26 protein-coding genes are annotated in these 24360 nt (G+C 71.7%); 8 read left to right on the top strand and 18 right to left on the bottom strand.

Translation table 11 applies throughout. The features are described 5' to 3' along the window. Positions 1-3: 3 nt before the first annotated feature. Positions 4-747 carry a C4-type zinc ribbon domain-containing protein gene (locus tag JF597_RS23435; protein ID WP_293998027.1) on the bottom strand — a complete coding sequence of 248 codons (744 nt, stop codon included), beginning with the start codon at positions 745-747 and terminating at the stop codon, positions 4-6. Then, positions 744-1583, bottom strand: coding sequence for a Nif3-like dinuclear metal center hexameric protein (locus JF597_RS23430; RefSeq protein ID WP_293997987.1), 840 nt, complete (start codon positions 1581-1583; stop codon positions 744-746). The genes JF597_RS23435 and JF597_RS23430 overlap by 4 nt, the downstream gene beginning before the upstream one ends. A gap of 187 nt (positions 1584-1770) precedes the next feature. On the opposite strand from JF597_RS23430, the gene JF597_RS23425 reads away from it, so the two are divergent. Then, positions 1771-2985 (top strand): hypothetical protein, encoded by a 1215-nt coding sequence (locus tag JF597_RS23425; protein ID WP_293997984.1) that lies wholly within the window; start codon positions 1771-1773, stop codon positions 2983-2985. Between the two features lie 196 nt (positions 2986-3181). Here JF597_RS23425 and JF597_RS23420 read toward each other — a convergent pair whose 3' ends face one another. The 3 genes from JF597_RS23420 to JF597_RS23410 are packed head-to-tail and all read right to left on the bottom strand — an operon-like array spanning position 3182 to position 6109. Further along, a complete protein-coding gene (locus JF597_RS23420; protein ID WP_293997981.1) occupies positions 3182-4126 on the bottom strand; it encodes a 3-oxoacyl-ACP reductase in 945 nt (314 codons plus the stop codon). Positions 4127-4137: 11 nt separating this feature from the next. After that, complete coding sequence (locus JF597_RS23415; protein ID WP_293997979.1) at positions 4138-5214, bottom strand: Zn-dependent alcohol dehydrogenase; 1077 nt, start codon at positions 5212-5214, stop codon at positions 4138-4140. 37 nt (positions 5215-5251) lie between these two features. Next, positions 5252-6109: a MaoC/PaaZ C-terminal domain-containing protein gene (locus JF597_RS23410; protein WP_293997976.1), complete on the bottom strand. Its 858-nt coding sequence runs from the start codon at positions 6107-6109 to the stop codon at positions 5252-5254. Between the two features lie 310 nt (positions 6110-6419). Between JF597_RS23410 and JF597_RS23405 the strand changes: the two genes are divergently transcribed. Further along, entirely contained in the window at positions 6420-7691 is a 1272-nt protein-coding gene (locus JF597_RS23405; RefSeq protein ID WP_293997971.1) for a sensor histidine kinase, read from the top strand. On the opposite strand, the gene JF597_RS23400 is transcribed toward JF597_RS23405, so the two are convergent. Beyond that, a complete protein-coding gene (locus JF597_RS23400; protein ID WP_293998024.1) occupies positions 7669-9240 on the bottom strand; it encodes an alpha-L-arabinofuranosidase B in 1572 nt (523 codons plus the stop codon). The two genes, JF597_RS23405 and JF597_RS23400, sit on opposite strands and share 23 nt — an antisense overlap. A gap of 262 nt (positions 9241-9502) precedes the next feature. Between JF597_RS23400 and JF597_RS23395 the strand changes: the two genes are divergently transcribed. After that, entirely contained in the window at positions 9503-10135 is a 633-nt protein-coding gene (locus tag JF597_RS23395; protein ID WP_293998022.1) for a response regulator transcription factor, read from the top strand. A gap of 34 nt (positions 10136-10169) precedes the next feature. On the opposite strand, the gene JF597_RS23390 is transcribed toward JF597_RS23395, so the two are convergent. The 4 genes from JF597_RS23390 to JF597_RS23375 form a co-directional block, all read right to left on the bottom strand. After that, positions 10170-10988 (bottom strand): hypothetical protein, encoded by an 819-nt coding sequence (locus JF597_RS23390; RefSeq protein ID WP_293997968.1) that lies wholly within the window; start codon positions 10986-10988, stop codon positions 10170-10172. Then, positions 10988-11527: a SigE family RNA polymerase sigma factor gene (locus JF597_RS23385; protein ID WP_293997965.1), complete on the bottom strand. Its 540-nt coding sequence runs from the start codon at positions 11525-11527 to the stop codon at positions 10988-10990. The genes JF597_RS23390 and JF597_RS23385 overlap by 1 nt, the downstream gene beginning before the upstream one ends. A gap of 73 nt (positions 11528-11600) precedes the next feature. Next, positions 11601-13022 (bottom strand): MFS transporter, encoded by a 1422-nt coding sequence (locus tag JF597_RS23380; RefSeq protein WP_293997962.1) that lies wholly within the window; start codon positions 13020-13022, stop codon positions 11601-11603. A 116-nt stretch (positions 13023-13138) separates the two neighbouring features. Further along, positions 13139-14329, bottom strand: a complete 1191-nt coding sequence (locus tag JF597_RS23375) for a lipid-transfer protein (protein ID WP_293998019.1) — start codon at positions 14327-14329, stop codon at positions 13139-13141. 203 nt (positions 14330-14532) lie between these two features. On the opposite strand from JF597_RS23375, the gene JF597_RS23370 reads away from it, so the two are divergent. Continuing rightward, positions 14533-16284, top strand: coding sequence for an MFS transporter (locus JF597_RS23370; protein ID WP_293997959.1), 1752 nt, complete (start codon positions 14533-14535; stop codon positions 16282-16284). 295 nt (positions 16285-16579) lie between these two features. Here the strand turns inward: JF597_RS23370 and JF597_RS23365 are convergent, their stop codons facing one another. Beyond that, positions 16580-17632 carry an aldo/keto reductase gene (locus JF597_RS23365; RefSeq protein ID WP_293997956.1) on the bottom strand — a complete coding sequence of 351 codons (1053 nt, stop codon included), beginning with the start codon at positions 17630-17632 and terminating at the stop codon, positions 16580-16582. Positions 17633-17893: 261 nt separating this feature from the next. Between JF597_RS23365 and JF597_RS23360 the strand changes: the two genes are divergently transcribed. The 4 genes from JF597_RS23360 to JF597_RS23345 all read left to right on the top strand — a co-directional run bounded on the left by JF597_RS23360 (position 17894) and on the right by JF597_RS23345 (position 20230). After that, entirely contained in the window at positions 17894-18547 is a 654-nt protein-coding gene (locus JF597_RS23360; protein WP_293997954.1) for a class I SAM-dependent methyltransferase, read from the top strand. Between the two features lie 22 nt (positions 18548-18569). Next, a complete protein-coding gene (locus JF597_RS23355; protein ID WP_293997952.1) occupies positions 18570-18842 on the top strand; it encodes a hypothetical protein in 273 nt (90 codons plus the stop codon). A 177-nt stretch (positions 18843-19019) separates the two neighbouring features. Beyond that, complete coding sequence (locus JF597_RS23350) at positions 19020-19463, top strand: hypothetical protein (protein WP_293997949.1); 444 nt, start codon at positions 19020-19022, stop codon at positions 19461-19463. An 80-nt stretch (positions 19464-19543) separates the two neighbouring features. After that, a complete protein-coding gene (locus JF597_RS23345; RefSeq protein WP_293997946.1) occupies positions 19544-20230 on the top strand; it encodes a hypothetical protein in 687 nt (228 codons plus the stop codon). A 298-nt stretch (positions 20231-20528) separates the two neighbouring features. Here the strand turns inward: JF597_RS23345 and JF597_RS23340 are convergent, their stop codons facing one another. The 7 genes from JF597_RS23340 to JF597_RS23310 all read right to left on the bottom strand — a co-directional run bounded on the left by JF597_RS23340 (position 20529) and on the right by JF597_RS23310 (position 24359). Further along, positions 20529-21182 (bottom strand): class I SAM-dependent methyltransferase, encoded by a 654-nt coding sequence (locus JF597_RS23340; protein WP_293997944.1) that lies wholly within the window; start codon positions 21180-21182, stop codon positions 20529-20531. 78 nt (positions 21183-21260) lie between these two features. After that, the gene (locus tag JF597_RS23335; RefSeq protein WP_293997941.1) at positions 21261-21761 is read right to left on the bottom strand and encodes a hypothetical protein; all 501 of its coding nucleotides are present in this window, start codon (positions 21759-21761) and stop codon (positions 21261-21263) included. A 102-nt stretch (positions 21762-21863) separates the two neighbouring features. Further along, a complete protein-coding gene (locus JF597_RS23330) occupies positions 21864-22070 on the bottom strand; it encodes a hypothetical protein (RefSeq protein WP_293997938.1) in 207 nt (68 codons plus the stop codon). Continuing rightward, positions 22070-22438 (bottom strand): DUF6415 family natural product biosynthesis protein, encoded by a 369-nt coding sequence (locus JF597_RS23325; protein ID WP_293997936.1) that lies wholly within the window; start codon positions 22436-22438, stop codon positions 22070-22072. Before JF597_RS23325 ends, JF597_RS23330 begins: the two co-directional genes overlap by 1 nt. After that, positions 22435-22650, bottom strand: a complete 216-nt coding sequence (locus JF597_RS55645) for a hypothetical protein (protein ID WP_366916440.1) — start codon at positions 22648-22650, stop codon at positions 22435-22437. The genes JF597_RS23325 and JF597_RS55645 overlap by 4 nt, the downstream gene beginning before the upstream one ends. Positions 22651-22986: 336 nt before the next feature. Beyond that, positions 22987-23826, bottom strand: coding sequence for a helix-turn-helix transcriptional regulator (locus tag JF597_RS23315; protein WP_293997933.1), 840 nt, complete (start codon positions 23824-23826; stop codon positions 22987-22989). Further along, positions 23823-24359, bottom strand: coding sequence for a DUF6879 family protein (locus tag JF597_RS23310; protein ID WP_293997930.1), 537 nt, complete (start codon positions 24357-24359; stop codon positions 23823-23825). Before JF597_RS23310 ends, JF597_RS23315 begins: the two co-directional genes overlap by 4 nt. Position 24360: the final 1 nt, after the last annotated feature.

Raw genomic sequence — 24360 nt, 5'->3', positions numbered from 1 at the left:
TTCCTACAGGCCCGACTCGGAGGTGCGCACCAGGATCCGGCGGCAGTTCTCGCAGCGGACCACGGTGTCGGGTGCGGCCTTGCGGACCTCGGCCAGCTCGGTGATGGCGAGCTCCTGGCGGCAGCCCTGGCAGGTGCGGGCATAGAGCTTGGCCGCGCCGATGCCGCCCTGCTGCTCGCGCAGCTTGTCGTAGAGCTTGAGCAGGTCGGCCGGGACCGAGCCGGCGATGACCTCGCGCTCCTTGGTGACCGTCGCCGCCTCGGCGTCGATCTCCTCGGACACGGCGTCACGGCGGGCGGTCGCCTCGTCGATCCGGCCCTGGACCGCGCCGACCCGCTCGGTCAGCTCGGCGACCCGCTCCTGCGCGGACTCGCGGCGCTCCATGACCTCCAGGACGACGTCCTCCAGGTCGCCCTGGCGCTTGGCGAGGGAGACGATCTCCCTCTGGAGGTTCTCCAGGTCCTTCGGGGAGGTGACCGCGCCGGAGTCCAGGCGCTGCTGGTCGCGGGCGGCGCGCTGGCGCACCTGGTCCACGTCCTGCTCGGCCTTGGTCTGCTCGCGGGCGGTGTCGCTCTCCTCGGTCTGCGCGGCCACGAGCAGGTCGCGCAGCTGGGTCAGGTCTTTGGTCAGCGACTCGATCTCGGCGTGCTCGGGCAGCGACTTCCGCTTGTGCGCCAGCTGCTGGAGGCGTACGTCCAGGCCCTGGACGTCGAGGAGTCGGATCTGGTCGGCGGGCGCTGCGTTCAGTTGGGGGCTCCAAGGGACGGTGAGTGGCTGGTCCAGGGGTCGGTGACCGTCCTGGAGACGTGCACGCGCAGGTCCCAGCCGTGGCGGTCGGAGATTTCGTCGAGCTGGGTCGCGGCCAGCTCGCACCAGGGCCATTCGGTGGCCCAGTGCGCCGCGTCGAGCAGCGCGAGGGGGCTGTGGGCGACCGCCTCCGACGCCGGGTGGTGGCGCAGGTCGGCGGTGAGGAAGGCGTCCACGCCTGCGGCGCGGACGACGTCGAAGAGGCTGTCGCCGGAGCCGCCGCTGACGGCGACGGTACGGACGAGGGCCTCGGGGTCGCCGGCCACGCGGATGCCCTGTGCGGTGGCGGGGAGGCGGGCGGCGGCCCGGTCGGCGAGCTCGCGGACGGTCACCGGGTGGTCCAGCTCGCAGACGCGACCGAGGCCCCGGCGGCCCTCCGGGTCGGTCGGGTCCGGGACGAGGGGTCGCACGACGCGCAGGTCCAGGGCGCCCGCGAGTGCGTCGGAGACGCCCGGGTCGGCGGTGTCGGCGTTGGTGTGGGCGACGTGCAGCGCGATGTCGTTCTTGATCAGGGTGTGCACCGCCCGGCCCTTGAAGTGGGAGGCCGCGACCGTCGTCGTACCGCGCAGGTAGAGGGGGTGGTGGGTGACCAGCAGGTCGGCGCCGAGCTTCACCGCCTCGTCGACGATCCGCTGGACCGGGTCGACGGCGAAGAGGACCCGCGTGACCGCCTGGTCGGGGTCGCCCACGACCGTACCGACCGCGTCCCAGGACTCGGCCCGCTCGGCGGGCCAGAGGTTCTCCAGCGCGGTGATGACTTCTGACAGACGGGGCACGGGGAAAGGCTACCTGCCTGTTCCGTGGGGCTGTACCTGCTCGCCCATCGGAGTCGGCACCCAGCACACCGGCCCCGGTTTCCTCAGGCGAATCGTCGAGTGTGCACCCGTATGTGTGAAGCCGTCGGCAGCCGCTGCCCCGCCTGTGCGTGCGAAAACTAGCTTCGTGGCCGGAGGTGACCGAGCGATGACGGCCTGTGCGATCGAACCCTCGGCTGCGGACGGGGAAGACAGCGCGCCAGGGGCGGGCTGCACGATCACGGTGGACGGGGCGTACGCGGCCCGGCTGACCCAGCAGGAAGGTTCCTGGTACCCGGAGCGGTGGACGCTGGACGGCCCCGAGCCCTACGCCGTACCCCTCCCCGGCAACCAGCCGGAGGAGCCGGACACGGAGGTGCAGCCGCTGGGCGACGGGCGGGTGCTCATCCGCCGGCTGGTGGACGGGCGGCACCACTTCGCCCTCCTCTATCCGACCGGGCCGGGTACCGGCGAGCTGCCGCTGGGCGCGGTGGAGTGCCCGGACGAGGGTGCCTCGCTGCGGCTGCTGCCGCCGGCGCCGGGGGGTGTGCACGCGTGCGCGCTCGCCGTGGGGCCGCGTTCCTCCGCCGTCTGGCTGGTGGCGGGCGGGGCCTTCGGGCCGGAGCGGCTCGCGGTGGTGCCGGGGCGGTGTTCGGGCGGGGTCTGGCTGGACCGGGCCGGGCGGATGCTGGCCCTGGACCGGGAGCTGGGCGGGCGGACCAAGGCGGTCGTGGTCGATCTGGAGCGCGCCGGCGAGGTGTCGCCGCTGCTGCAGATCGCGCCGGACAGCGACGACCGGCTGCTGCTCGCCGACCCGGACAGCGGGCTGATCCTGGTCGGCTCGGACGCGCCCAGCCCCGGGCAGGAACGATTGGGCTGGGGTGTCCTCGGCAGCACGCTGCCGGTGCGCTTCCCGGAGAGCCTGCGGGTGCCGGAGTGCCCGGACTGCGTGGTCACCCCGTTCGCCGCGCAGCCGGGGCAGGTGCTGGTGCCGGAGAGCTGCGCGGTGGCGCTGCGGATCGACGGCCCGCTCGGCAGCTGGCTGGGGGCCTGGCGGCCCAGAGCGCGCAGGATGTGTCATCTCCCGGCGCCCGAGGGGTGGTTGACGGGCGCCGGGGTGTGGACGCGGGACGGGGTGCTGCGGCTGCCGTACGCCACGGGGGAGGTCCCGTGCGGCGTGGCGGCGGTGGCGGTGCCCTGGGGGGAGACGGGGGAGCACGGGGGGCCGGGGGACGCCGGCCCGGAGGATCCGGTTCGGGACGGCACGGCTGCCGGGGCGTCGGGTACGCCCGGGGAGCCGGCGGAACCGGATCCTCCGGGACCTGTCGTGGCCCGGCCGGTGCCCCTGCAACAGGCCCCGCTGGCACGGCTTGTAACGAACTAGCTGCGGTCGGCGTGCCCGCCTGGATTCGCCCCGTGGTGGGCCGGTTAAAATCACCGCGCTGTAAGGCTTGTTGTCGGCTGTGCCGGCGTGCCACTTGGGTGCGGCTGTGCCGGCGTGCCGCTTGGGTGCGGCTGTGCCACTCGGGTGCGGCTGATCGGTGCGCGCGGCGGCATACCAACCAGTGGTATGTCACACATCACTGCCGCTTCAGCCCCAGCACCTCCGCCGCCGCGAACGTCTCCCCCACCGGCCGCTGCGCGTAGTGCGGCGTGAGCGCGGCGTCGAGTTCGGCGTAGTCGAAGGTGTCCTGCTTGCTGTCGAACTTGGCCTGCACGCGCGGTCGTTCCACGATCGCGACCATGCCGCCGTGCACGACGAGCAGCTGGCCGTTGATCCGCCCGGCGGCCGGGGAGGCCAGGTAGCCGACGAGCGGGGCGACGTGTTCGGGGGCCAGGGGGTCGAGGCCCTCGGCGGGCTGTTCGAAACCGGCGAAGACGTCCTCGGTCATCCGGGTGCGGGCGCGCGGGCAGATCACGTTCGCGGTGACGCCGTACTTGGCGAGCGCGAGGGCCGTGGAGGTGGTCAGGCCGACGATGCCGCCCTTCGCCGCCGCGTAGTTGGGCTGGCCCGCGGAGCCGGCGAGGAAGGCCTCGGAGGAGGTGTTCACGATCCGGCCGTAGACCTTCCCGTCCCCCGCCGCCTTGGCGCGGTCCCGCCAGTGCGCAGCGGCGAAGTGGGTGGTGTTGAAGTGACCCTTGAGATGGACCCTGATCACCGAGTCCCACTCGTCCTCGGTCATGGAGAAGACCATGCGGTCGCGCAGGATCCCGGCGTTGTTGACGAGGATGTCCAGCTTTCCGTAATGGGCTGTCGCCAGGGCGAGAAGGTCCCGTGCCTGGGAGAAGTCGGCGACGTCTCCCGTGTGGGCGACGGCCCGGCCGCCCGCCGCGCGGATCTCCTCGGCGACCTGCTCGGCGGGCGCCGCGGAGGCCGCCCCCGAGCCGTCCCGGCCCGGCCGGCCGAAGTCGTTGACGACGACGGCCGCGCCCAGCCGGGCCAGTTCGAGCGCCTCGGCCCGGCCCAGGCCCCGGCCGGCCCCCGTGACGACGGCTGCCAGCCCTTCCAGCGGCCTCTCCTGCATACGGCGGCCCCTCAGATCTCTATGCAGGTGCGCAGGGCGGTGCCCGTGCGCATCTGGTCCAGGGCCTCGTTGATGTCGGCCAGCGGCACCCGGTGGGTGATCAGGCCCTCCAGGTCGATCCGGCCCGCCCGCCACAGGGCGATCGTCCGCTCGTAGGAGCGGACCACGTCCCCGCCGCCGTACATGGACGGCAGGATCCGCTTCTCGTCGAAGAACAGCTCGAACATGTTGAGCTGGAGGAAGTCGTCCATGCCGCCCGCGCCGACGACCACGAGGGTGCCGCCGCGCCGGGTGTTCTCGTAGGCGGTCCGGGCGGTGGCTGACCTGCCGACGACCTCGAAGACGTAGTCGAAGCCCTCGCCCGCGGTGACCTCCTGCTTGGCGCCGGGCAGCTCGTCCGGCGAGACCGCCCTGGTCGCCCCGAACCTGAGCGCGGACTCGCGCCGCGACTCGACCGGGTCGACGGCGACGATCTCGGCCGCGCCCTTGAGCCGGGCCCCCTGGATCGCCGAGATCCCGACGCCTCCGCAGCCGATGACGGCGACCGACGAACCGGCCTGCACGTCGGCCGTGTTGAGGGCCGCGCCGAGCCCGGTGGTGACCCCGCAGCCGATCAGCGCGGCGATGTCGAAGGGCACGTCGTCCGGGATCGGCACCGCGCACCCGGCGTCGACGACGACCTCCTCGGTGAAGGTGCCGGTGCCCGCGAAGCCGAAGACGTCTCCGGTGGGGCGCTTGAAGTTGGGGGTGCCGGCGTTCATGAAACCGGCGAGGCACAGCTCGGTCTGGCCGCGCTTGCAGGCGGGACAGGCGCCACAGGCCGGGAGCCAGCAGACGACCACCCGGTCACCGGGTTTCACCCGGGTGACGCCCTCCCCCACCTCCAGGACCTCGCCGGCGCCCTCGTGGCCCGGCACGAACGGTCCCGGCTGCGGCAGCACCCCGCTCATCGCCGACAGGTCCGAGTGGCACAGCCCCGTGGCGCGCACCCGGATCCGCACCCTGCCGGGCCCGAACCCCACCGCCTCGACGTCGTCGAGGACCTCCAGCTTCTCCTGGCCGATCTCGTGCAGTACGGCTGCGCGCATGGTGCGGCTCCCCTCAACTGCTCAGCTGCTCAACTGATCAAGAGTGTTCGACGATCGTGTCGGCGAGGACGGGCGCGTCCTCCCGCTCCACAGCGCTGACGGCCACCTGGACGCGCCCGTCACCGCGCCACATGCGGATCCGCAGCGTCTCCCCCGGGTACACCACCCCGGCGAACCGCGTCGTGTACGACCGCACCCGGCTCACGTCCCCGCCGAGCAGCGTGTCCACGACCGCCTTGAGCGTGATCCCGTAGGTGCACAGTCCGTGCAGGATGGGCCGGTCGAAGCCGGCGAGCTTGGCGAACTCGGGGTCGGCGTGCAGCGGGTTGTAGTCGCCGGAGAGGCGGTAGAGCAGGGCCTGGTCCTCGCGGACCGGGCGCTCGACGGTGCGGTCCGGTTCGCCGGCTGGCGGCTCCAGCCGGGTCGAGGGGCCGCGGTCGCCGCCCCAGCCGCCCTCCCCCCGTACGAAGATCTGCGCGTCGTTGGTCCACAGCGGTCCGTCGGCGTCCGCGACCTCGGTGCGCATCACCAGGACGGCCGCCTTGCCCTTGTCGTGGATCGCGGCGATGCGCCCCGTGGCGGTGGCGGTGCCGGCGGCCGGGATGGGGCGGTGCAGGATGAGGGACTGGCCGCCGTGCAGCACCTTGGCGAGGTCGACGTCGATGCCGGGCATGGACAGTCCGCTGATCACCCCGGGGGAGCCGGCGCCCGCGACGGTGGCGAAGCTGGGCAGCACGTGCAGCCGGGTCTCCAGGGTGTAGCGCAGTTCGTCGGGGTCGGTGGCGGGGCGGCCCGCGCCGATGCCGAGGTGGTAGAGCTGGACGTCCCGGCGCTCCCAGCGGATCTCCCCGGACCTGGGTTCGGCGGCGAGGGCCTTGGCGGCGTCGATGGGCATACGGCTCCTGAGGTGTCTCAAGACCTCGGCACGGCCGTCCGCACCGTCGGCCGCACCGAGGTCGTCCACGGGTGCAGATCTAGAACGCGTTCCATTCCAGCGCCCCTTGTATAGCCCAGCGCTCCGCACTTGTGAAGGCTCCTGACGTCGTGTCAGATGCAGTGCCGCCGGACCATGACATTTGTCCTGCCCGCCGCCGTACATCCGCCTCTGCCGGACCGGCGCGGCCTTCCGTAGGGTCGTACCGCCGGACAGTACGGCCGGACGGAGCGGAACGGAACAGATCCGCACAGAACGGGGGAAGAGTGTCATGGCGTGGTGGCAGCAGGTGAAGTGTCAGGCGGACGGCTGGCGGACGGCTCGCGCCCAGTGGCGGGAGGACATGACCCGCTTCAAGGAGCAGCAGAGGGCCGCCCGGAAGAACGGTGAGGTGCCCGAGCACGCGGGGCCGCCGCCCTCCGGGTTCGCCCTGCTCCCGTGGCTGCTGATGGGGCTCGGCTCGCTCTCCAACCTGCTCCAGGGCAAGACGGCCGACCCGCTGATCGGCGGCTTCGGCCTGCTCGTCTTCAACTCCCTGTACATCTACGTGACCTTCCGCTCCTTCCGCAAAGAGGCCAGGGAGGCCACCTCCACCCGCGTCGCCCTGCTGCTGATGGGCCTGCTGACCACGGGCCTGGCCCTCGGCTACGGCGGCAGCTGGCTGATGTTCTTCCCGCTGCTCGGCCTGGCCGCGGGCGCGGCGCTGCGCGGGCCCTGGCTGGGCCGCACCGGCATCCTGCTGGCAGGCTTCGCGGGTGCGGTCTCCTGGTACCGGGACGGCTCCGACGCCATCACCATCGCCTACGGCACCTTCCTGTCGACGATGATCACCGCCGCGATCCTCTCCCTCTCCGAGGCCGTGCGGGAGCTGCGCGCCGCCCGCGAGGAGCTGGCCCGGCGGGCGGTGGAGAAGGAGCGGCTGCGCTTCTCGCGGGATCTGCACGACCTGCTCGGGCACACCCTCTCGGTGATCGTCGTGAAGTCCGAGGCGGCCCGGCGGGTCGCGCCCCGGGATCTGGACGCGGCGCTGACGCAGATCTCCGACATCGAGTCGGTCGGCCGGCAGGCGCTGACCGAGATCCGCGAGGCGGTCACCGGCTACCGGGAGGGCAGCCTGGCCGCCGATCTCGTCCGGGCCCGCTCGGCCCTGACGGCGGCGGGCGTCGAGCCGGTGGTCCGGCAGGCGGGGGCACCGCTCGCCCCGCAGACCGAGACGCTGCTCGGCTGGGTGGTGCGCGAGGCGGTCACCAACGTGGTCCGGCACAGCGGCGCCACGCGCTGCGAGATCATCGTCGACAGCGCCGCCGGGCGGGCCCGGCTGACGGTCACCGACGACGGCTCGGGCGCGGTGGCCGCCGAGCCCTGTCCGGAGGGCATCGGCGGCACCGGCCTGAAGGGGCTGACCGAGCGCCTCGCGGCGGCGGGCGGCTCCCTCACGGCCGGCCCGGCGCCGCGCGGCGGCTTCACGGTCACCGCGGAGCTGCCCACCGAGGCGCTGGAGCTTCTGACCCCGGCGGCCGCTACGGCGCCCAGGGCGAGCTGACCACCCAGCTCACGTCGTCGGTCCAGGACGTGGCGCTGTCCCAGGCGTTGGAGCCGCCGTCGCTGGCTATGTAGAGGTTGTAGTTGTAGTGCCGCAGGTATTTCGTCGGATAGTTGTACGAGGCGAAGGACGTGCCGGTGCCGCTCTTGCCGGTCGTCGGACAGAAGGTGGCGTCCTGTCGATACGTGGTGGTGCCGTCCATGGGCTGCCGGTAGATCTTGAAGTTGTAGTGGCGCAGGTAGTCGCCGGGGTAGTTCCGGGACTCGAAGGAGACGCAGGAGCTGTCGGCGAGACCGGGGCGGACGATCCAGGTGGCGTCGCTCTTGTCGAGGGCGGAGCTGCTGGAGGTGATGGCGGACAGCACGCCGGCGTTGTTCTGGTGGCGGACGTAGTCGGCGGTGCAGCAGGACGTGGTGGCCTTCAGGGAGATCTCCGAGGCGGAGCCGAGGCTGCCGGCGGAGCCGGTCGCGCCGCCGTAGCCGACGGAGACGATGTTGGACTGGACGGCGTCGTCGGCGGCGTCGGTCGGGATGCCGGAGGTCATCACGCCCTCGAAGAACGAGCCGATGGAGCCGTTGCTGTTGTCGCCGCCGGTGCCGAGGACGATCGCACCCTCCTGGTGCATCGGCGAGTAACCGCTGCTGGTACTGGGCTCACCGCCGGAATAGGTGGTGGTGAGACCGCCCGATTGTGCGTTTCCCCATTTCAGTGCGAAATGGTCCTGCCCGTTGTTCTTCAGCAACGCGGTGACGAACGGTATCGCGCCGGTGCCCGTGTTGGAGGAGTTGGTGCTGTAGCCGAGGTTGGACTCGAACAGCCCGTTCTCCAGGTCCGCCTGGACCCAGGGGCCGGAGCCGTAGCAGGGCGAGAACCAGCACTCGGTGCCGAAGTTGATGGCGTCCATGTGGCCGTTGCCGGTGTCCTTGTTGTTGGTCTCGGCGTTGCCGTAGTCGAAGCAGCAGCTGCCGTTCACATGGGTGCCGGAGGTGACCATGTACATCCCCTCGGCGGCGCCGTTGGTGGCGACACCGGAGGTGGAGTTGTCCCGGTAGCCCATGCCGGCCGAGATCTCCAGGCCGTAGACCTGGTGCCCGCCGACGGTCACCGGCAGCGCGTCCGCCGGGGCCCCGACATCGGCCGCGCCGGCCCCGCCCGCGCCCTCGACCGTGAGGTCGTTGTGCCTGCTCGACTGGTCGTAGATCTTCGTGATGATGCAGGTCGTACCAGCGCAGAAGGAGTTCTGCGCGGCCGCGTTGGCGTAGCCGCCGGTGGCCAGCAGGCCGATGTCGGCCGAGGCGCCGTCCGAAGCGCGCTGCACCCGGTAGAGGGAGCCGCTGTACGACGAGTACAGCGCCCGGACCATGCTGTGCGCGGCGACGCACGGGGTGCCGGCGGCGGCGTAGACGTCACAGGGCAGCGAACTCGCGGCGGACGCCTCGGGGACGCCGGCCCCGACGACGAGGGCGGCGATCGTCGCTAACGCGGCGAGCACGGACAGGACGGCTCTCCGGATGCGCGGCGGACAGGAGCGCAGGGCTCGTACGGGCACTGAGAACACGGTGCACCTCTTCTTGGTTCCTCGTAGGGCGGTGCGGGTTCCTGGCGTTCGGTATCCCGAACGCCGTTCGATCGAAATACCGAACCTATTCAGCTGTCGAAATGCCGACCATTCGCCGACCATTCGGGGAATTGCAGAGGCGATTGTTTGAGCACCGTCAACCGCCGTCAAGACCTGCGGCGCGGAACAATGGCTATTCTTTAATTGCCGGGCCCGAGGCTACGCTTGGGCTGTGTACGAGCCTGCGAACGAGATGCCCCGGGACCACCGGCCCGCCAAGTCCATCCGGGTGCTCCTCGCCGAGGACCAGGGGATGATGCGCGGGGCCCTCGCCTTACTGCTCGGGATGGAGCCGGACATCGAGGTCGTCGCCCAGGTCGGCACCGGCGACGCGATCGTGGACGCCGCGCTCGTCCACCGGCCGCACGTGGCCCTCCTCGACATCGAACTGCCGGGCATGAGCGGCCTGGACGCGGCGGCGGAGCTGCGCGAGCAGGCGCCGGACTGCCGGGTGCTGATCCTCACCACCTTCGGCCGGCCCGGCTATCTGCGCCGGGCGATGGAGGCCGGGGCGGCCGGGTTCCTCGTCAAGGACGGGCCGGTGGAGGAACTGGCCCGGGCGATCCGGCGGGTGCTCACCGGGGAGACCGTGGTCGACCCGGCGCTCGCCACCGCCGCGCTCAGCGCCGGGCCGAACCCGCTCACCGCCCGCGAGTGCGACGTACTGAAGGCGTCGGTGGACGGCGCGACCGTCGCCGACATCGCGGCGAAGCTGCATCTGTCGGAGTCGACGGTCCGCAACTACCTCTCCGCCGCGATCGGCAAGACCGGCACCCGCAACCGCGCGGAGGCGGTACGGGAGGCCCGGCAGCAGGGGTGGCTGTGACCTCCCGGCGAGCCGGCCGGCGGACGGCGGTGCGTCACTTCGTCACCTCCGCCGACTGGTAGACCGTGCCCTGCGGGGCCACGCAGACGAACCAGTTCGCCGTAGGGAAGCCGTCGACCGCACGGATCGCGTTGCCGTCGTCGTGCGCCGAGAAGCCCACGAGGGGGTGAGCCACGCCGGTCCTGCCGTCCTTCCAGTGGCAGGTGACCTCCTGGGCCGTCTTCGCGACGATGCCGATCACCAGCCGGCCCGAGCTCGCGGGGTCGGACGAGAACCGGGTGGCGATGGCCTCCAGGTCCGTGCCGGCGTAGGTCTCCGGTGTGCGGACGGTGTTGAACATGACCTGCTGGCCGTGTTCCCCTTCCCAGCCCCGGGTCGCGAAGTACGAGATCTTGCCGATCAGATCGGCGGGCACCCGGACGTCCGCCGGCTTCATCCCCATCGCGTCCATAGCGTCGAACTGCCGGTCCGCCTCGGTCTCGTTTCGGGGCGCTCCCCACACCTGGACATTGGCGCTCCACTCCCTGCCCTGGTACGTCCCGCGGGACAGCGTCGTCCACTGCGGGTCGTACACATGCCGTGCCTCGGGTGATGCCGGGTGTGCCGCCACCTGCGTCCGGTGCTCCCCGGGCAGCCCGGCGACCGCCAGCGTCGCCCCCGCCGACCCCGCCAGCACCGCCACCGCCGTGGCCGCCGCCACCGCCCACCGCCGGGTCCTGCGCCGGCGGCCGCCGCGCAGGACCGCCTGCACGGGGGCTATGCCGATCTCGACCTCGTCCGCGGCGTCCGCGAGGAGGAGGGCGATGTCCGACTCCGCCTGTGTCATGTCGTGGTTCTCCCGGTCCGCGCTCATCAGTTTCGCCCTCCCTGCGTCACCATGTCGGCCAGTCCCGGTATGGCCCTGAGCTTCGCGATCCCCTTGGCCGCGTTGCTCTTGACCGTGCCCGCCGAACAGCCCATCGCCTGCGCCGCCTGTGTCTCCGTCAGGTCCTCCCAGTAGCGCAGCACCACCGCCTCCCGCTGCCGTGGCGGCAGTTGGGCGAGTGCCTCGATCAGGGCGCTGCGGTCGTCGGCCTGGGCGATCCGGTCCCCCGTGTCCGGCGTCTCGCGCACCAGGCCCGAGTCGTCCTTCGGTGCCAGGAACTCCTTGAGCTTCCTTCTGTGCCTGCGCGCGTGCGCGTTGATCATCACGCGCCGTACGTACGCTTCCGGGTCGTCGGCCGAGCCGACCTTCCGCCATGCCACGAAGACCTGTTCGAGCGTCGACTGGACCAGGTCCTCGGCGGCGTGCTGCTCCCCCGTGAGGAGAAATGCCGTACGCATCAGCCGCGGCCAGCGGCCGATCATGAAGCTCTGGAACTCCTCGCTCCGAGCATCCTTCCGCTCCCCCATGGGCACCTCCTAGATACACAAAGGAGTCCACGAGCCGCCCGGACCGTTGCCCGCCGTCCCGGAATTCTCCGGCCTACTTCGCGGAGGCCTTCCGGCGCGGCAGCCACAGCAGCATCAGCACCGCCCCGGCCAGCAGCACCCCGGTGCCGGCGCGGAAGACGGCCGCGTACCCCGCCGTCAGGGCGGCCGCCCCGTCGCCCCCGCCGGTCCGGGCCGCCGCGACCGTCGACATCACCGCGAGTCCCAGCGAACCGCCCATCGTGCGCGAGGTGTTGACGAGCCCGGAGAGCAGTCCGGCCTCCGCCGGCGCCGCCCCGGACGTGGCCAGCGCGGCCAGCGGGGTCGCGGCCAGGCCCGCGCCGAGCAGCATCAGGATGCCGGGGAACATGATGGCCGTCGGATAGGCGCCGTGCGGGCCCATCGTCGACTGCCAGGCGAACCCGGCCGCCGCGACCAGCGTGCCGGAGACCGCCACCGTCCGCGCCCCCGCCCGGCGCATCAGCCGCGGCGCCGTCTTGGAGCCGACGAGCACGGCGACCGAGCTGGGCACCAGGGCGAGACCGGCCTCCAGCGGGCTGTAGCCGAGGACGTTCTGGGCGTAGAGCGTCATGAAGTACCACATGCAGAACATCGCCGAACCGGAGACCAGCATGGCCGCGTTGGCCGACGCCACCGGCCGCCGGGCGAGCAGCCCGAGCGGCATGAGCGGGGCCGCCGTACGCGCCTCGACGGCCAGGAACAGACCGAGCAGGGCGAGGCCGGCGGCGAGCGGGAGCAGGGTGGCGGCCGCCGTCCATCCCTCGGCCTCGGTCTGCGAGATGCCGTACGCCAGGGTCCCCAGGCCCGCCGTCACCAGCAGGGCGCCGGGCAGGTCGAGGCGCCGTCGGTCACCGGCCCGGCTCTCCGTCAGCCAGAGCACGGATCCGGCGAGGACCAGGGCGCCCACCGGCACGTTGATGAGCAGCACCCAGCGCCAGGACAGCGCGTCCACCAGCACCCCGCCGACCAGTCCGCCGGCCGCGCCGCCGCCTGCGCCGACCGCCGTCCAGGTGGCGATCGCCCGCGCCCGGGCCGGCCCCTCCGGCACGGCGGCCGTGAGCAGGGTCAGCGTCGAGGGCGCCAGCACGGCGGCGCCCAGCCCCTGCACGGCGCGGGCGAGCAGCAGCTGCCAGCCGTCCTGGGCGAGCCCGCCGCCGAGCGAGGCCAGCGTGAACAGGCCGAGCCCGACCAGGAACATCCGCTTGCGGCCGTACAGGTCGCCGGCCCGCCCGCCGAGCAGCATGAAACCGGCGAAGGCGATCGCGTACGCGTTCACCACCCACTGCAGGCCCGAGGCGCTCAGAGCCAGGTCGGTCCGCATCGACGGGAGCGCCACGTTCACCACGGACACGTCGAGGACGACCAGGAACTGCCCGGCGCACGCCAGCGACACCACCAGCCAGGTGGGGGGCGCGACCCGGCGGGATATGTGTGAGGTGTCCGCGGCTTCGAGCATGGGCGTCATGCTCTCAAGGCGGTTACGGTCCTTGCATCGGCTTTTCGGCCCACCCGGCCGCCCGGCCCTCGGTCGCCGGCCCTCGGTCGCGGGCCCTCGGTCCCCGGTCGTACGGCCTACGCCGCCCGCCGGAACAGGGTCACCACGGCCGCCCCGCCCAGCCCGATGTTGTGCGCGAGTGCCACCCGGGCCTCCGGCACCTGCCGGTCGCCGGCCGTGCCGCGCAGCTGCCAGACCAGTTCGGCGGTCTGCGCGAGCCCGGTCGCGCCCAGTGGATGCCCCTTGGAGATGAGCCCGCCGGAGGGGTTCACCACCCAGCGGCCGCCGTACGTGGTCGCGCCGGACTCGACGAGCTTGCCCGACCCGCCGAGGGCACACATGCCGAGCGCCTCGTACGTCAGCAGCTCGTTGACGGAGAAGCAGTCGTGGAGTTCGACGACGTCGACGTCCTCGATGCCGAGGCCGGAGCGGTCGTACACCTGCCGGGCAGCGGCCCGTGACATGGGCTGCCCGACGACGTCGATGCACGAGCCCGACGCAAAGGACTCCTCGGTGTCGGTGGTCATCGCCTGCGCGACGATCTCGACCAGCCCGGAGAGGCCGCGCCGTTCGGCGAACCGTTCGGAGACGACCACGGCCGCCGCCGCGCCGTCGGAGGTGGGCGAGCACTGGAGTTTGGTGAGCGGGCGGTGGACGGTGCGGGCGGCGAGGATGCCGGCGACGTCGTACACGTCCTGGAACTGGGCGTACGGGTTGTCCGCGGAGTGCCGGTGGTTCTTGGCGGCCACGGCGGCGAGTTGCGCCTCGGTCGTGCCGTACCGCTCCATGTGCTCGCGGGCCGCGTCGCCGAAGATCTGTGCGGTGGGCGGGGTCATCTCGAAGCCGTGCCGGGCGGCCATGACGCCGTAGTGCCGGGCGACCGGGGAGGTCGAGAAGTCCCCGCCGTCGGCCCCGCCGCCCAGCGCACCCCTCTTCATCTTCTCGAAGCCGAGGGCCAGGACGCAGTCGGCCGCCCCGCCCTCGACCAGCTGGCGGGCGAGCATCAGCGCGGTCGCACCGGTGGCGCAGTTGTTGTTGACGTTGTAGACGGGGACGCCGGTGAGACCCAGCTCATAGGCAGCGCGCTGACCGGCGGTCGAGGGCTGGAAACAGTAGCCGACGGGAACCTGTTCCACATCGGCGTAGGAGATCCCGGCGTCGGCGAGCGCGGAGCCGCCGGCCTCCCGGACCATGTCCCAGTACTGCCAGTCACGGGTCTCGGGCTTCTCGAACTTCGTCATCCCGACCCCGGCCACATAGGCCTTCATGGCACTCATGGCGCGTGAGATTAGAACATGTTCCACTAACAGGCCAGCCCCTGACGGGAGATCAGAAACCCATGGGACGGTCAAGGATTCGTTAGGAGCTCGAAGCAACGGAATAGTTGCCTGTGCATACGAGGTTTACCGAGCACTTATCCCGCACGCATGCCGTACTTCCCGTCACTCTCTCGGCCCGGAGGCCCCACTCAATGACGCACACGACGACCGACCAGCCCGCCCGGGGCGCGAGCGGGGCCGTGGTCCCGGTGCTCGCCTTCGCGGGCATCGTGGTCGCGGTGATGCAGACCCTGCTCGTTCCGGTCATCAAGGACCTCCCGCAGCTGCTGGGCACCGAACCCAGCAACGCCACCTGGGTCCTCACCTCGACGCTGCTGTCGGGAGCCGTGGCCACCCCGATCATGGGCCGCCTCGGCGACCTCTACGGCAAGCGGCGGATGCTGATCCTGAGCCTCGCCGTGATGGTGGTCGGCGCGCTGATCAGCGCGCTCACCAGCGACCTGCTCACGATGATCGCGGGCCGGACCCTCCAGGGCTTCGCCATGGGCGCGATCCCGCTGGGCATCGGCCTGATGCGCGACATGCTGCCGCGGGAGAAGCTCGGCTCGGCGATGGCGCTGATGAGCTCCTCGATCGGCGTCGGCGGCGGCCTCGCGCTGCCCGCCGCGGCCCTGGTCGCGCAGCACATGGACTGGCACGCCCTGTTCTACGGCGCCGCCGGCCTCGGCGTGCTCTCCATAGCCCTGACCCTCCTCGTCGTACCAGAATCCCCGATGCGCGCGGAGGGCTCCTTCGACGTGCTCGGTGCGATCGGCCTGTCGGCCGGTCTGGTGCTGCTCCTGCTGCCCATCACCAAGGGCAGCGACTGGGGCTGGTCGTCCGGCACCACGCTCGGCCTGTTCGCCGCCTCGGTGGCCGTCCTGCTCCTCTGGGGCGTCTTCGAGCTGCGCCACTCGGCCCCGCTGGTCGACCTGCGCACCACGGCCCGCCCGGCGGTGCTCTTCACCAACCTCGCCTCGATCATGGTCGGTGTCAGCTTCTACGTCGTCTCGCTGGTCCTGCCGCAGCTGCTCCAGCTCCCGAAGGCCACCGGCTACGGTCTCGGCCAGTCGATGGTCACGGCCGGTCTGCTGGTCGCCCCGCTGGGCCTGACGATGATGTTCACGGCCCCCGTCTACGCCCGCCTGTCGGCCAAGTACGGCCCGAAGACCACCCTGATCCTCGGCATGCTGATCATCGGCATCGGCTACGGCTCCGGTCTCGGCCTGATGAGCGCGCCGTGGCAGAGCCTGGTCATCGCGGTCGTCCTCGGCGCGGGCATCGGCCTCGCCTACTCCTCGCTGCCGGCACTGATCGTCGGCGCCGTCCCGGCCTCGGAGACCGGTGCGGCGAACGGCCTCAACACGCTGATGCGGTCCATCGGCACGTCCGTGTCCAGCGCCGTCATCGGCATGGTGCTGGCCAACACGGCGAACCACGTGGGCGGCGTCGCGATCCCGACCATGCACGGCTTCCGGGTCTCGTTCCTGATCGCCACCGGAGCGGTCGCGGTGGGTCTGGTGCTCGCCCTGCTCCTGCCGAAGCGGGGCCGGCCGGCCGAGGTCGCCCAGCACACGCAGCTGCGGGCGAGCAGCGAGGAGGACGCGGTGCTCGCGGGCGCCGAGGCGGTGCTGCGCGGCTTCCGCGGCCGCGTCCTGGACGCCACGGGGGTGCCGGTGGCCCGCGCCAAGGTGACCCTGATCGACCGGCGGGGGCGGCAGGCGGGGGCGACGCTGTCCGCCGAGGACGGCACGTATGCGCTCGCGGTGCCGGCCGAGGGGGCGTACGTGCTGGCCGCGAAGGCGGCGGGCCACGGCCCGCTCGCCTCGGCGGCGACCCATGCCGGGGACGACCGGGCGGTCGACCTGGACCTCGCGCTTCCCGGGGAGACGGTCAGCGCGTGACACTCCGTGGGGGCGGCCGCGACTGTCGCCCCCACCACCGTCTGCCGTCTGCGGCGCCGTCGTGGCCGGTCGCGCAGTTCCTCCCCCAGCCTTCGGCCGGGGGTACCCCCAGCGCCCCTTTGGGGCGCTTGGGCCCAGGTCGACTTGGTCCTCGCGCTCCCCGGGGAGACGGTCAGCCACACCACCGTCCGCCATCCGCCGTCCGCGGCGCCGCCGTGGCCGGTCGCGCAGTTCCTCCCCCAGCCTTCGGCCGGGGGTACCCCCAGCGCCCCTTTGGGGCGCGGATTACGCGGGCTCAGCCTGCGGCCGCGCGTTCCCCGGTGGGGCGCCTGCGGGTGGACTGGTCGGTGAGGGACGGTGGCTGCCAGACGCCGTCGGCCCGGTAGAGGTCGGTGCCGGGGGCCACGATCTCGTCGATGCGGTCGAGCACCGCGTCGTCGAGGAGCAGTTCGGCCCCCTTGAGCAGCCCGGTGAGCTGGTCCATGGTGCGCGGTCCGATGATCACCGACGTCACGGCCGGGTGCACCAGCGGAAACGCGACGGCCAGCTCCGGCAGGGTGCAGCCCATCTCCTCGGTGAGGGCGATGAGCTTCTCGACGGCCGCGTACTTCGCTACGTTGCCGGGGATCGCGGGGTCGAAGCGCTGCGGGGAGAGCCTGGCCCGGCCGGTGGCGAGGTCGACGGGGCGGCCCTCGCGGTGGGCGCCGGAGAGGAATCCGGAGGCGAGCGGCGACCAGGTCAGCACGCCCATGCCCAGGCGCTGCGCGGTGGGCAGCACGGCCCGTTCGATGCCGCGGGCGAGGATCGAGTACGGCGGCTGCTCCGTGCGCATCCGCATCAGCCCGCGCCGCTCCGCCACGTAGTGCGCCTCGACGAGGTCCTCGGCGGGGAACGTGGAGCAGCCGAACGCCCGGATCTTCCCCGCCGTCACCAGGTCACCGAGGACGGACAGGGTCTCCTCGATGTCGGTGGTGTGGTCGGGGCGGTGCACCTGGTAGAGGTCGATCCAGTCGGTGTCCAGCCGCCGCAGACTGTCCTCGACGGCCTTGAGGATCCAGCGCCGCGAGTTGCCGCTGCGGTTGCGGCCCTCCCCCAGCGGAAAGTGCACCTTCGTGGCGAGCACCACGTCGTCGCGCCGGCCCTTGAGCGCCTTGCCGACGATCTCCTCGCACTCACCGGCCGAGTACATGTCGGCGGTGTCCACGAAGTTGACACCGGCGTCGAGCGCCGCGTTGATGATCCGGGCGCCGTCCTCGTGGTCGGGGTTGCCGATGCCCCCGAACATCATCGTGCCGAGACAGTGGGTGCTGACCTCGATGCCGGTCTTGCCGAGGACGCGATAACGCATGTCGGTGCTCCGTCACAGGTGGGGCGGGTTGGCGGCGTCAGTGTAGGTGCTGGAGTGCGCTTGAAAGCCAGCTCCTGCGGCCAACTTGATGGGCGCACAGCGGACTTGGAGGAGGTGCCCCGCTCGGGCGGCCCTCTTCCGCCACCGCCCGCGGCGGGCCGGCGGGGCCGCCGCAGACCCCCTGTCGACCGGACGGCGAAGCGCGTGCGGCAGCATGGACGCCCGGACAGCAGACACGAGTGAACGAGTGAGAGGACGCCCATGACCGCGGCAGCCCCCAAGCCCGAGATCCTGGCCGCGTTCGAGGCGGCGAAGGGGTTCATGCCCGTCGGCGAGGGACTCGCGCTGTACGCGGCCGCCGTCGAGGCGGGGCGGCTCGGCCTGCCCCTGCTGGAGGTCGGGACGTACTGCGGGCGGTCGACCGTCCTGCTCGCCGACGCGGCCCGCGCGGCCGGGGTCACCGCGCTCACCGTCGACCACCACCGGGGCAGCGAGGAGCAGCAGCCGGGCTGGGGCTACCACGACCCGGAGACGGTCGACCCGGAGATCGGGCTGATGGACACGCTGCCCACCTTCCGGCGCACCCTGCACAGGGCGGGCCTGGAGGACCACGTGGTCGCCGTCGTCGGCCGGTCCCCGCAGATCGCCGCGTTCTGGAACTCCCCGCTCGGCCTCGTCTTCGTCGACGGCGGCCACACCGACGAGCACGCCACCGCCGACTACGAGGGGTGGGCCCCCCATGTGGCCCAAGGCGGACTCCTCGTGATCCACGACGTCTTCCCGGACCCGGAGGACGAGTTCACCGGCCAGGCCCCTTACCGCGTCTACCTCCGCGCCCTGGAGTCGGGCGCCTTCACGGAGGTCTCGGCCCACGACTCGCTGCGTGTCCTGCGGCGAACGGGGGCGGGGATCTGAGGACGCGGTTAGAGTCGCCGCCATGTCGGAGTCGAGGATCAAGGCGGCCGTCGACCGGGGCGTCCGGGAGGCCCTGGCGAGCCCGGAGTTCGCCGAGTCCGTCGACCAGTACACGCAGGCCACCACACCCATGCCGGAGGCGCCGCAGGCCCCTGCGAAGCCCCTCCACGAGATGTCGCCGGAGGAGTGGGACGCGCACCGGCGTACCTACTGGGAGGCGGCGATGCCGACCCGTTCCAGGACGTTGACGATCAGCGACCTGATCGGGCGCCGGTACGACGGCGACGAGGCGTAGACAGGCGCATTGCCGAGGCACCCGTCGTACGCCTGCCGGTGCCGGTTACGCTGCACCCGTCCCGCATGGGTGTTCGGGACTGCCGGGCCTCCCGATGGGGCCCGGCTCCACCATGACGGGGCGGGGGCCAGCGTGAGCCAGTGCACGACCACGACGACCAGAGGAACGCGCTGCTCCATGCCGCTGATGGTCTGGTACGGCCTCGGTCCTCACCCGGGGGTCTGTACGCGTCACGCCACCGGCGAGCAGAAGGCAGCCTCAACAGCGGCGTTGGACATCCCCGTCGACATCGCGACCGCGGACCCCGCCAGGGTGTTCCCCGGGGTGTCCATCACGCCGGACCGGGTCACCTGTGACGCGGTAACTGGCTGGGTGGCCAGGATCCGCGGCACGAACAAGAAGTACGTGTACGCGCGCGCCTTCCTTGAGCGCAGCCATACCGCCCCCTACGGTTTCCCGCTGCCCGGTACTGGCCTGTACGAGTGTCGGGAGATCGGCCCACTAGGCCGCTTCTCGTGCTTCTTCGTGATCAAGGGCGCGTTTCGCCGTAAGGTGCGGCTGGTGACTCCGGAGGAAGCTGCGCGGATGGCCAGCCGGATGGGACCACAGTCCTCGGGGTGACGCCGGACCGGACACGCCCCTGGCCGTGGAACACTCCCTTCGTGAAACTCCCTCGTGACCCCCGATACTGGATCACTCTGGTGACGCTCGCGGTGATAGCCGCTGGTGCTGCTCTCGTCGTAGGCGCCGCCTTCGCTGGCTGGACGTTGGGGCTTGGCACTCGTGACCGGGCGGTCACCGTGAACACGGCCCTGGTGATCTACACCTGTCTTGTGACCGCCGTGGCCGCCATCGTGGCGCTATGGGCCTACCGGGCCGCCACTGGCCGCCCTGCCCTAGACATTGAGATCACGTTCAACTTCAGCTTCCCGAACGAGCCCGTCTTCGCGGCGGTACATGACGAGGACGACATCACGGGGTGGCGAAAGCTGGAGAGCTTCAAGCAGACGTGGGCGACGGTGACGCTCAACAACGCGAGCGCGTACGCCGCCAAGAACCCGGGCGTCAGGATTGGCCTGGAGGGATTGGGCAGCCTCGGACCGCAAGAGGGCTGGCAAACGGTCACCTTCGTCTCGTCCGTGGGGATCACGGCGATCCAGTGGGACGGCGGAACCGACAGCATCGTCCACGGGCAGTGGTCACGGGCACTGCCGACACTTGATTTCAGTGACGTCCGTGAACTCGTGCCCGGTGAGACTGCCCTGGTCGTCACCATCGTGGCGGACGGCGTCGAGCCGCTCGTCAAAAGGCTTCCTGTCAGGGTTCTGGACCAGGAGGAGTACGGCGCTTATACAGAGCAGCGAGCCCAGCAGGTGACGCTGGACTGAGTTGACTGTGCCTTCAGTGTCGCCTTGCGGAGACGCCGACGGCCCGCTGCCTGGGGCGGGTGGCAGCGGGCCGTCGAGGGCGGCCGGAGCGGGGGCCGCGCGAGGGTGCTGGCAGTGTATGGCGACGGGCGGCCACCACGGCGGCGCGTCATCCTGACGACGTTTTTGTGCTCGCCTTGGCCGGCGCGCTTCCCAACGGTTCTGGCCAAGGCGAGCGATCACGGGCCCGTCCGCCCATGCCGCATGGGTGCGGGGCTGACGGGCGTCTTTCGAGCCCAGGCTGGCCCGCGTGGAGGCCTCAGGCTCGGGCCTGGACGATGAGGGTCCCGATGTGCCCGGCCTTGGGCGCGTCCACCACCGTCGCCTCTGCCGCGGTGAACCCTGCCCGGAGCAGATGCCGCTCCCACACCGCGGGCCGGTAGCTGTACCGGTAGGTGAACGTGGCCTTCCCCGCGAACCCGCCCTTGTACATGCCCTGCGGACCGTAGGCGCCCGGGATGGCCGGCGGCTGGGAGAACACGAAGACGCCACCCGGGGCCAGGTGCTGACGGACGAGGGGAAACAGCCGAGACGGATCGGTGAACCAGGCGGCGCCGAAGATGGAGTACACCGCGTCGTACCGGCCGCCGTCCGCGGCGAGCCAGTCCAGGATCTCGCCCTGCTCGATCCGCACCCCGAGCGGCGCCCACTTCTCGCCCGCCAGCTGCACCATGCGCGGCGACAGGTCCACACCCGTCGCCTTCACGCCCCGCTGCGCGAGGCGGGCCAGCGCGCGGCCGGTGCCGCACCCGACCTCAAGCACGGACTCCGGGCTGCCGAGGAGTTCCGGGCCGGGGCCGTGGCCGGCGTACTGGGTCCAGCAGAACGACGGTTCGGCGTCGTCCTTGAACGCCGACTCGGCGAAGGCGTCCCACAGTTCGGTCTCGGCGGCGATGTCGTGCGGTACGGGCACAGCGGTTCCTTGGGTCGTCGGGATGCGGAGCCCCCGCCCTCGGGGGTGCTGTGAGGGCGGGGGCGACTGTAGCCGGGGTCAGTGGCTGTCGGGGACCTTGTCGTCGCACGGCGAGCACTCCGTGCCGTCGATGGCCCACAGTTCCTCGTCGATCGCCCAGCCCTGGGAGCGCAGGAAGTCGCCGGTGCGCAGGCACAGGCCGTCGCGGCGGCGCTCGATGAACGGGGCGTGGTGCTTGAACCGGCCGCCGTTGTAGAGGCGGCAGATGCCCCACCAGACGGGTGTGTCGAGGATGAGCTGGTGGACGCCGATGTCGACGAGCCTGCCGACGCCGAGGTGCTGGTCGGGGTTCTCGATGGAGCCCATGACGTACATGACGGCGTTGGCGAGGATCCGTTCGGCCATGTCGCGGACCATGGTGTGGTCGCGGAGGAGCAGGGCGACCTCGCGGTCCCACAGGCTCATGCCGGAGTCGAAGATGTTGGTGGTCAGCTCGGTGATGTGGGGGGCGACCGCGTTGAGGAGTTCCTGCGGGTCCCGGGTGCGGGTGGTGGCGGGGTGTTCTAACGCAACGGTCACGTTGTCCTCCTGTTGTGGACGAGTGCCAGCAGGTTGTGGGGTGCTGACCCGCCCGCCCCATGGAGCCTGGGGTGCGGGACGGGCGGGAGTTCAGGGGGGCGGCTACGGGCGACTACGGGCGGGCGGAGCCGCGGCGGGCGGCGCATCCGCCGGGCCGCCGGAGAACGGACTGAGGCCGCGCAGCCGGATGTGCGCGGGGCAGGCGTAGCGGCTGACCTGGCGGCTCCCGGACCCCTGGTCCTCGACGTTGATCAGCCGGACGTTCGCGGTGTAGCCGCGGCACCAGGCGCAGAACCCGAACCCCGGCATCAGGCGCCGCCGAGAATCCGATAGTGATCGCACAGGGCTTTCACCGACCTGGCAAGCTTCATCGCCACCGTCATCTGACCGGGGCTGTTGTAGCCCGGACGCAGGCCGAGCCGCATGCGGGCCTCCCGGCAGCAGACCAGCGCGCACGCGCTCGGGACGTCGCCGGCCGGGAAGTCGCGGGTCATCGCCTCGATGGTGGGGATGAGTTCCTCGACATGTCCGCGGAGGGCGGCGGCGAGCGTCGTCACCTCGCTGGTGGGGATGGGGCGGGCGTCCGGGGCGAGGAACCGGTGCGCGGTGCTGCGCATGGTCTCGATGTCCGGCGCGAGCTGCTGCTGTGCCTCGGTCATGGACGTGTCCGCGGTCATGCCTGCACCCCCACGCGGTAGCGGAAGCCGCCCGGACCGAACGCCGCGGCGAGGACCGCAGGGTCGGTGAGGACGCCCGACCCGTCCGGGTAGTTCAGCCACAGGTGCTTGCGCAGAACCTGGCCCGAGGGCGGGCAGTGCAGCGTCCAGCCGTGCGGCTTCACGGACACCGCCCGGACGTCCGCGAGTTCCTCGGCGGCATCGAGCGGCACGAGCCACCACGCCACATCCCCGAGGGGTGTCCGTCAGCACGGGGCCACGCTGCCCTTCGCGGATCCGGGTGAGGGCGGGCATGGTGTGGTCGAGGCGGGCCTCGGCGACGAGCCAGTGCGCGCCGGACTCTATGGGCGCGAGCTGCTCGGCCTGCCAGGCCTGGCGTACGAGATCGGGGTGTGCGGAGCAGTCGGCGAGCCACACGTCACCGGCCGCGTGCCGCACTTCCATGCGGGTCAGTTGGGCCATGACCTGGACGGTAGGGAGACGGGTTCCAGCCGCGGGCGCCGATTGCGCCGGATTGCGCATCCCGGCTGCGGGTTGGCGCGGGTTGCTCAACCGAGGTCGAGTGACGCCCTTGCCCGGCCGATCAGCCGACGCGCCTGCTGCCCGTAGACCGCGGACTCGTCGAGCCGCTCCCACACCCGCCCGTACAGAGCGACGTCCTCCGACGACTCCAGCGTGAACTCGGTGTTGATGGTCTCGACGACGACGCGTTCCTCGTCGAAGACCCAGAACCCGTGCTTCGGGGTGAGCCTCAGGCGGGCGCCGAACGGGACGATGCCCAGCTCGATCTGCGGGAGCCCAATCAGCCCGATGAGCCGGTCCATCTGCCCGGCCATCACCTCAGGCGGCCCTACGTGGGCATGGAGTGCGCCCTCCCACACCAGGACCCGGAACGTCTTGTCGCCCTCGTACAGGACCTCTTGGCGGCGCATGCGGGCGTTCACGGCCTCGTCGGTGTCGCGGGGCGACTGCATCAGCTCGGCGTTCAGGATGAGCACGTGCCGGGCGTAGTCCGGGGTCTGGAACAGGCCGGGGATGACGGTGGCCTCGTAGCCGCGGATGGTCGCGGTGCGCCGGTACTCGGCGACGTAGCGGTCCTGGACCGCCCGGTGCCCGGTGGCGAGCTGGCGGCGCCAGGAGCGTTGCTGGGACTCCAGACCGCGCAGACGGCTGTGAAGGTCCGGGACGGCGGCGGGAGCGTCCAGGGCGAGCGCCCACGCCTCCAGGTCGGCGGCGGTGGCGGTCTGCTTGCCGTTCTCCAGCCGGGACACCTTGGAGCGCTGCCAGCCCAGCCGCTCCGCGAGTTCCTTGCCCTGCAGGCCGGCCTCGGTGCGCAGCTCGCGTAGCCGCTCACCGAGGGCCTCGCGGCCGGACTGGTAATCGGTCACCCGGCAGACGGTACCGGGGCTTGGAACTGCCTGGTAGGTACGGCGAAATGCCAGGCAGCGTCACGGGCTTGGCAGGCGCGGACGACGGTCTCAGGGTCCCCGTGAACCGTCACTCCGAGGGTCACGCCGTCCTCGTCGATGACGAACTTGACGACCGTGCGGGAGTCGAAGATCCAGAAGTCGTACGCGGGGAGGCCCAGCTGCGCGGCCTCGGTGCGCCGAAGGTTGCGGATGTCTTCGCCGGCGGCGACGTTGCCGAGGCCTGTGGCGAGGAGGAACCGCTGCCCTTCGGTGGGCGGGTCGTCGACCAGGCGTACCCGCTCGAACCGCTTGCCCTGCTCGGTCTGTGCCCTGACGTTGGCCTGCCAGGGGTTGCCGGGGTCGTAGTCGAAGGTGGCGCCGGCCTTCCAGCGGGCCCAGTTCGGGCTCGTCCGATCGGAGGCGTACCCGCGCTGGGTCTCCAGCCGCCACGCGGTGTGCTGGCAGTCGGTGAACAGGTGGGTGATCTCGTCGAACGGGATCAGGTCGGGCACG

Origin of the sequence: Streptomyces sp., from assembly GCF_019510245.1 — a bacterium.
Lineage (GTDB): Bacteria > Actinomycetota > Actinomycetes > Streptomycetales > Streptomycetaceae > Streptomyces.
The sequence above is the reverse complement of the archived record's forward strand: the minus strand, read 5'-3'. Positions and strand labels throughout refer to the sequence as shown.

Excerpts from the sequence above, each read along its gene's own strand:
- JF597_RS23425 (WP_293997984.1), top strand. The coding sequence starts at position 1,771 with ATGACGGCCTGTGCGATCGAACCCTCGGCTGCGGACGGGGAAGACAGC.
- JF597_RS23420 (WP_293997981.1), bottom strand. The coding sequence starts at position 4,126 with ATGCAGGAGAGGCCGCTGGAAGGGCTGGCAGCCGTCGTCACGGGGGCC.
- JF597_RS23415 (WP_293997979.1), bottom strand. The coding sequence starts at position 5,214 with ATGCGCGCAGCCGTACTGCACGAGATCGGCCAGGAGAAGCTGGAGGTC.
- JF597_RS23410 (WP_293997976.1), bottom strand. The coding sequence starts at position 6,109 with ATGCCCATCGACGCCGCCAAGGCCCTCGCCGCCGAACCCAGGTCCGGG.
- JF597_RS23405 (WP_293997971.1), top strand. The coding sequence starts at position 6,420 with ATGGCGTGGTGGCAGCAGGTGAAGTGTCAGGCGGACGGCTGGCGGACG.
- JF597_RS23395 (WP_293998022.1), top strand. The coding sequence starts at position 9,503 with ATGCCCCGGGACCACCGGCCCGCCAAGTCCATCCGGGTGCTCCTCGCC.
- JF597_RS23390 (WP_293997968.1), bottom strand. The coding sequence starts at position 10,988 with ATGAGCGCGGACCGGGAGAACCACGACATGACACAGGCGGAGTCGGAC.
- JF597_RS23385 (WP_293997965.1), bottom strand. The coding sequence starts at position 11,527 with ATGGGGGAGCGGAAGGATGCTCGGAGCGAGGAGTTCCAGAGCTTCATG.
- JF597_RS23380 (WP_293997962.1), bottom strand. The coding sequence starts at position 13,022 with ATGCTCGAAGCCGCGGACACCTCACACATATCCCGCCGGGTCGCGCCC.
- JF597_RS23375 (WP_293998019.1), bottom strand. The coding sequence starts at position 14,329 with ATGAAGGCCTATGTGGCCGGGGTCGGGATGACGAAGTTCGAGAAGCCC.
- JF597_RS23370 (WP_293997959.1), top strand. The coding sequence starts at position 14,533 with ATGACGCACACGACGACCGACCAGCCCGCCCGGGGCGCGAGCGGGGCC.
- JF597_RS23365 (WP_293997956.1), bottom strand. The coding sequence starts at position 17,632 with ATGCGTTATCGCGTCCTCGGCAAGACCGGCATCGAGGTCAGCACCCAC.
- JF597_RS23360 (WP_293997954.1), top strand. The coding sequence starts at position 17,894 with ATGACCGCGGCAGCCCCCAAGCCCGAGATCCTGGCCGCGTTCGAGGCG.
- JF597_RS23355 (WP_293997952.1), top strand. The coding sequence starts at position 18,570 with ATGTCGGAGTCGAGGATCAAGGCGGCCGTCGACCGGGGCGTCCGGGAG.
- JF597_RS23350 (WP_293997949.1), top strand. The coding sequence starts at position 19,020 with ATGCCGCTGATGGTCTGGTACGGCCTCGGTCCTCACCCGGGGGTCTGT.
- JF597_RS23330 (WP_293997938.1), bottom strand. The coding sequence starts at position 22,070 with ATGCCGGGGTTCGGGTTCTGCGCCTGGTGCCGCGGCTACACCGCGAAC.
- JF597_RS23325 (WP_293997936.1), bottom strand. The coding sequence starts at position 22,438 with ATGACCGCGGACACGTCCATGACCGAGGCACAGCAGCAGCTCGCGCCG.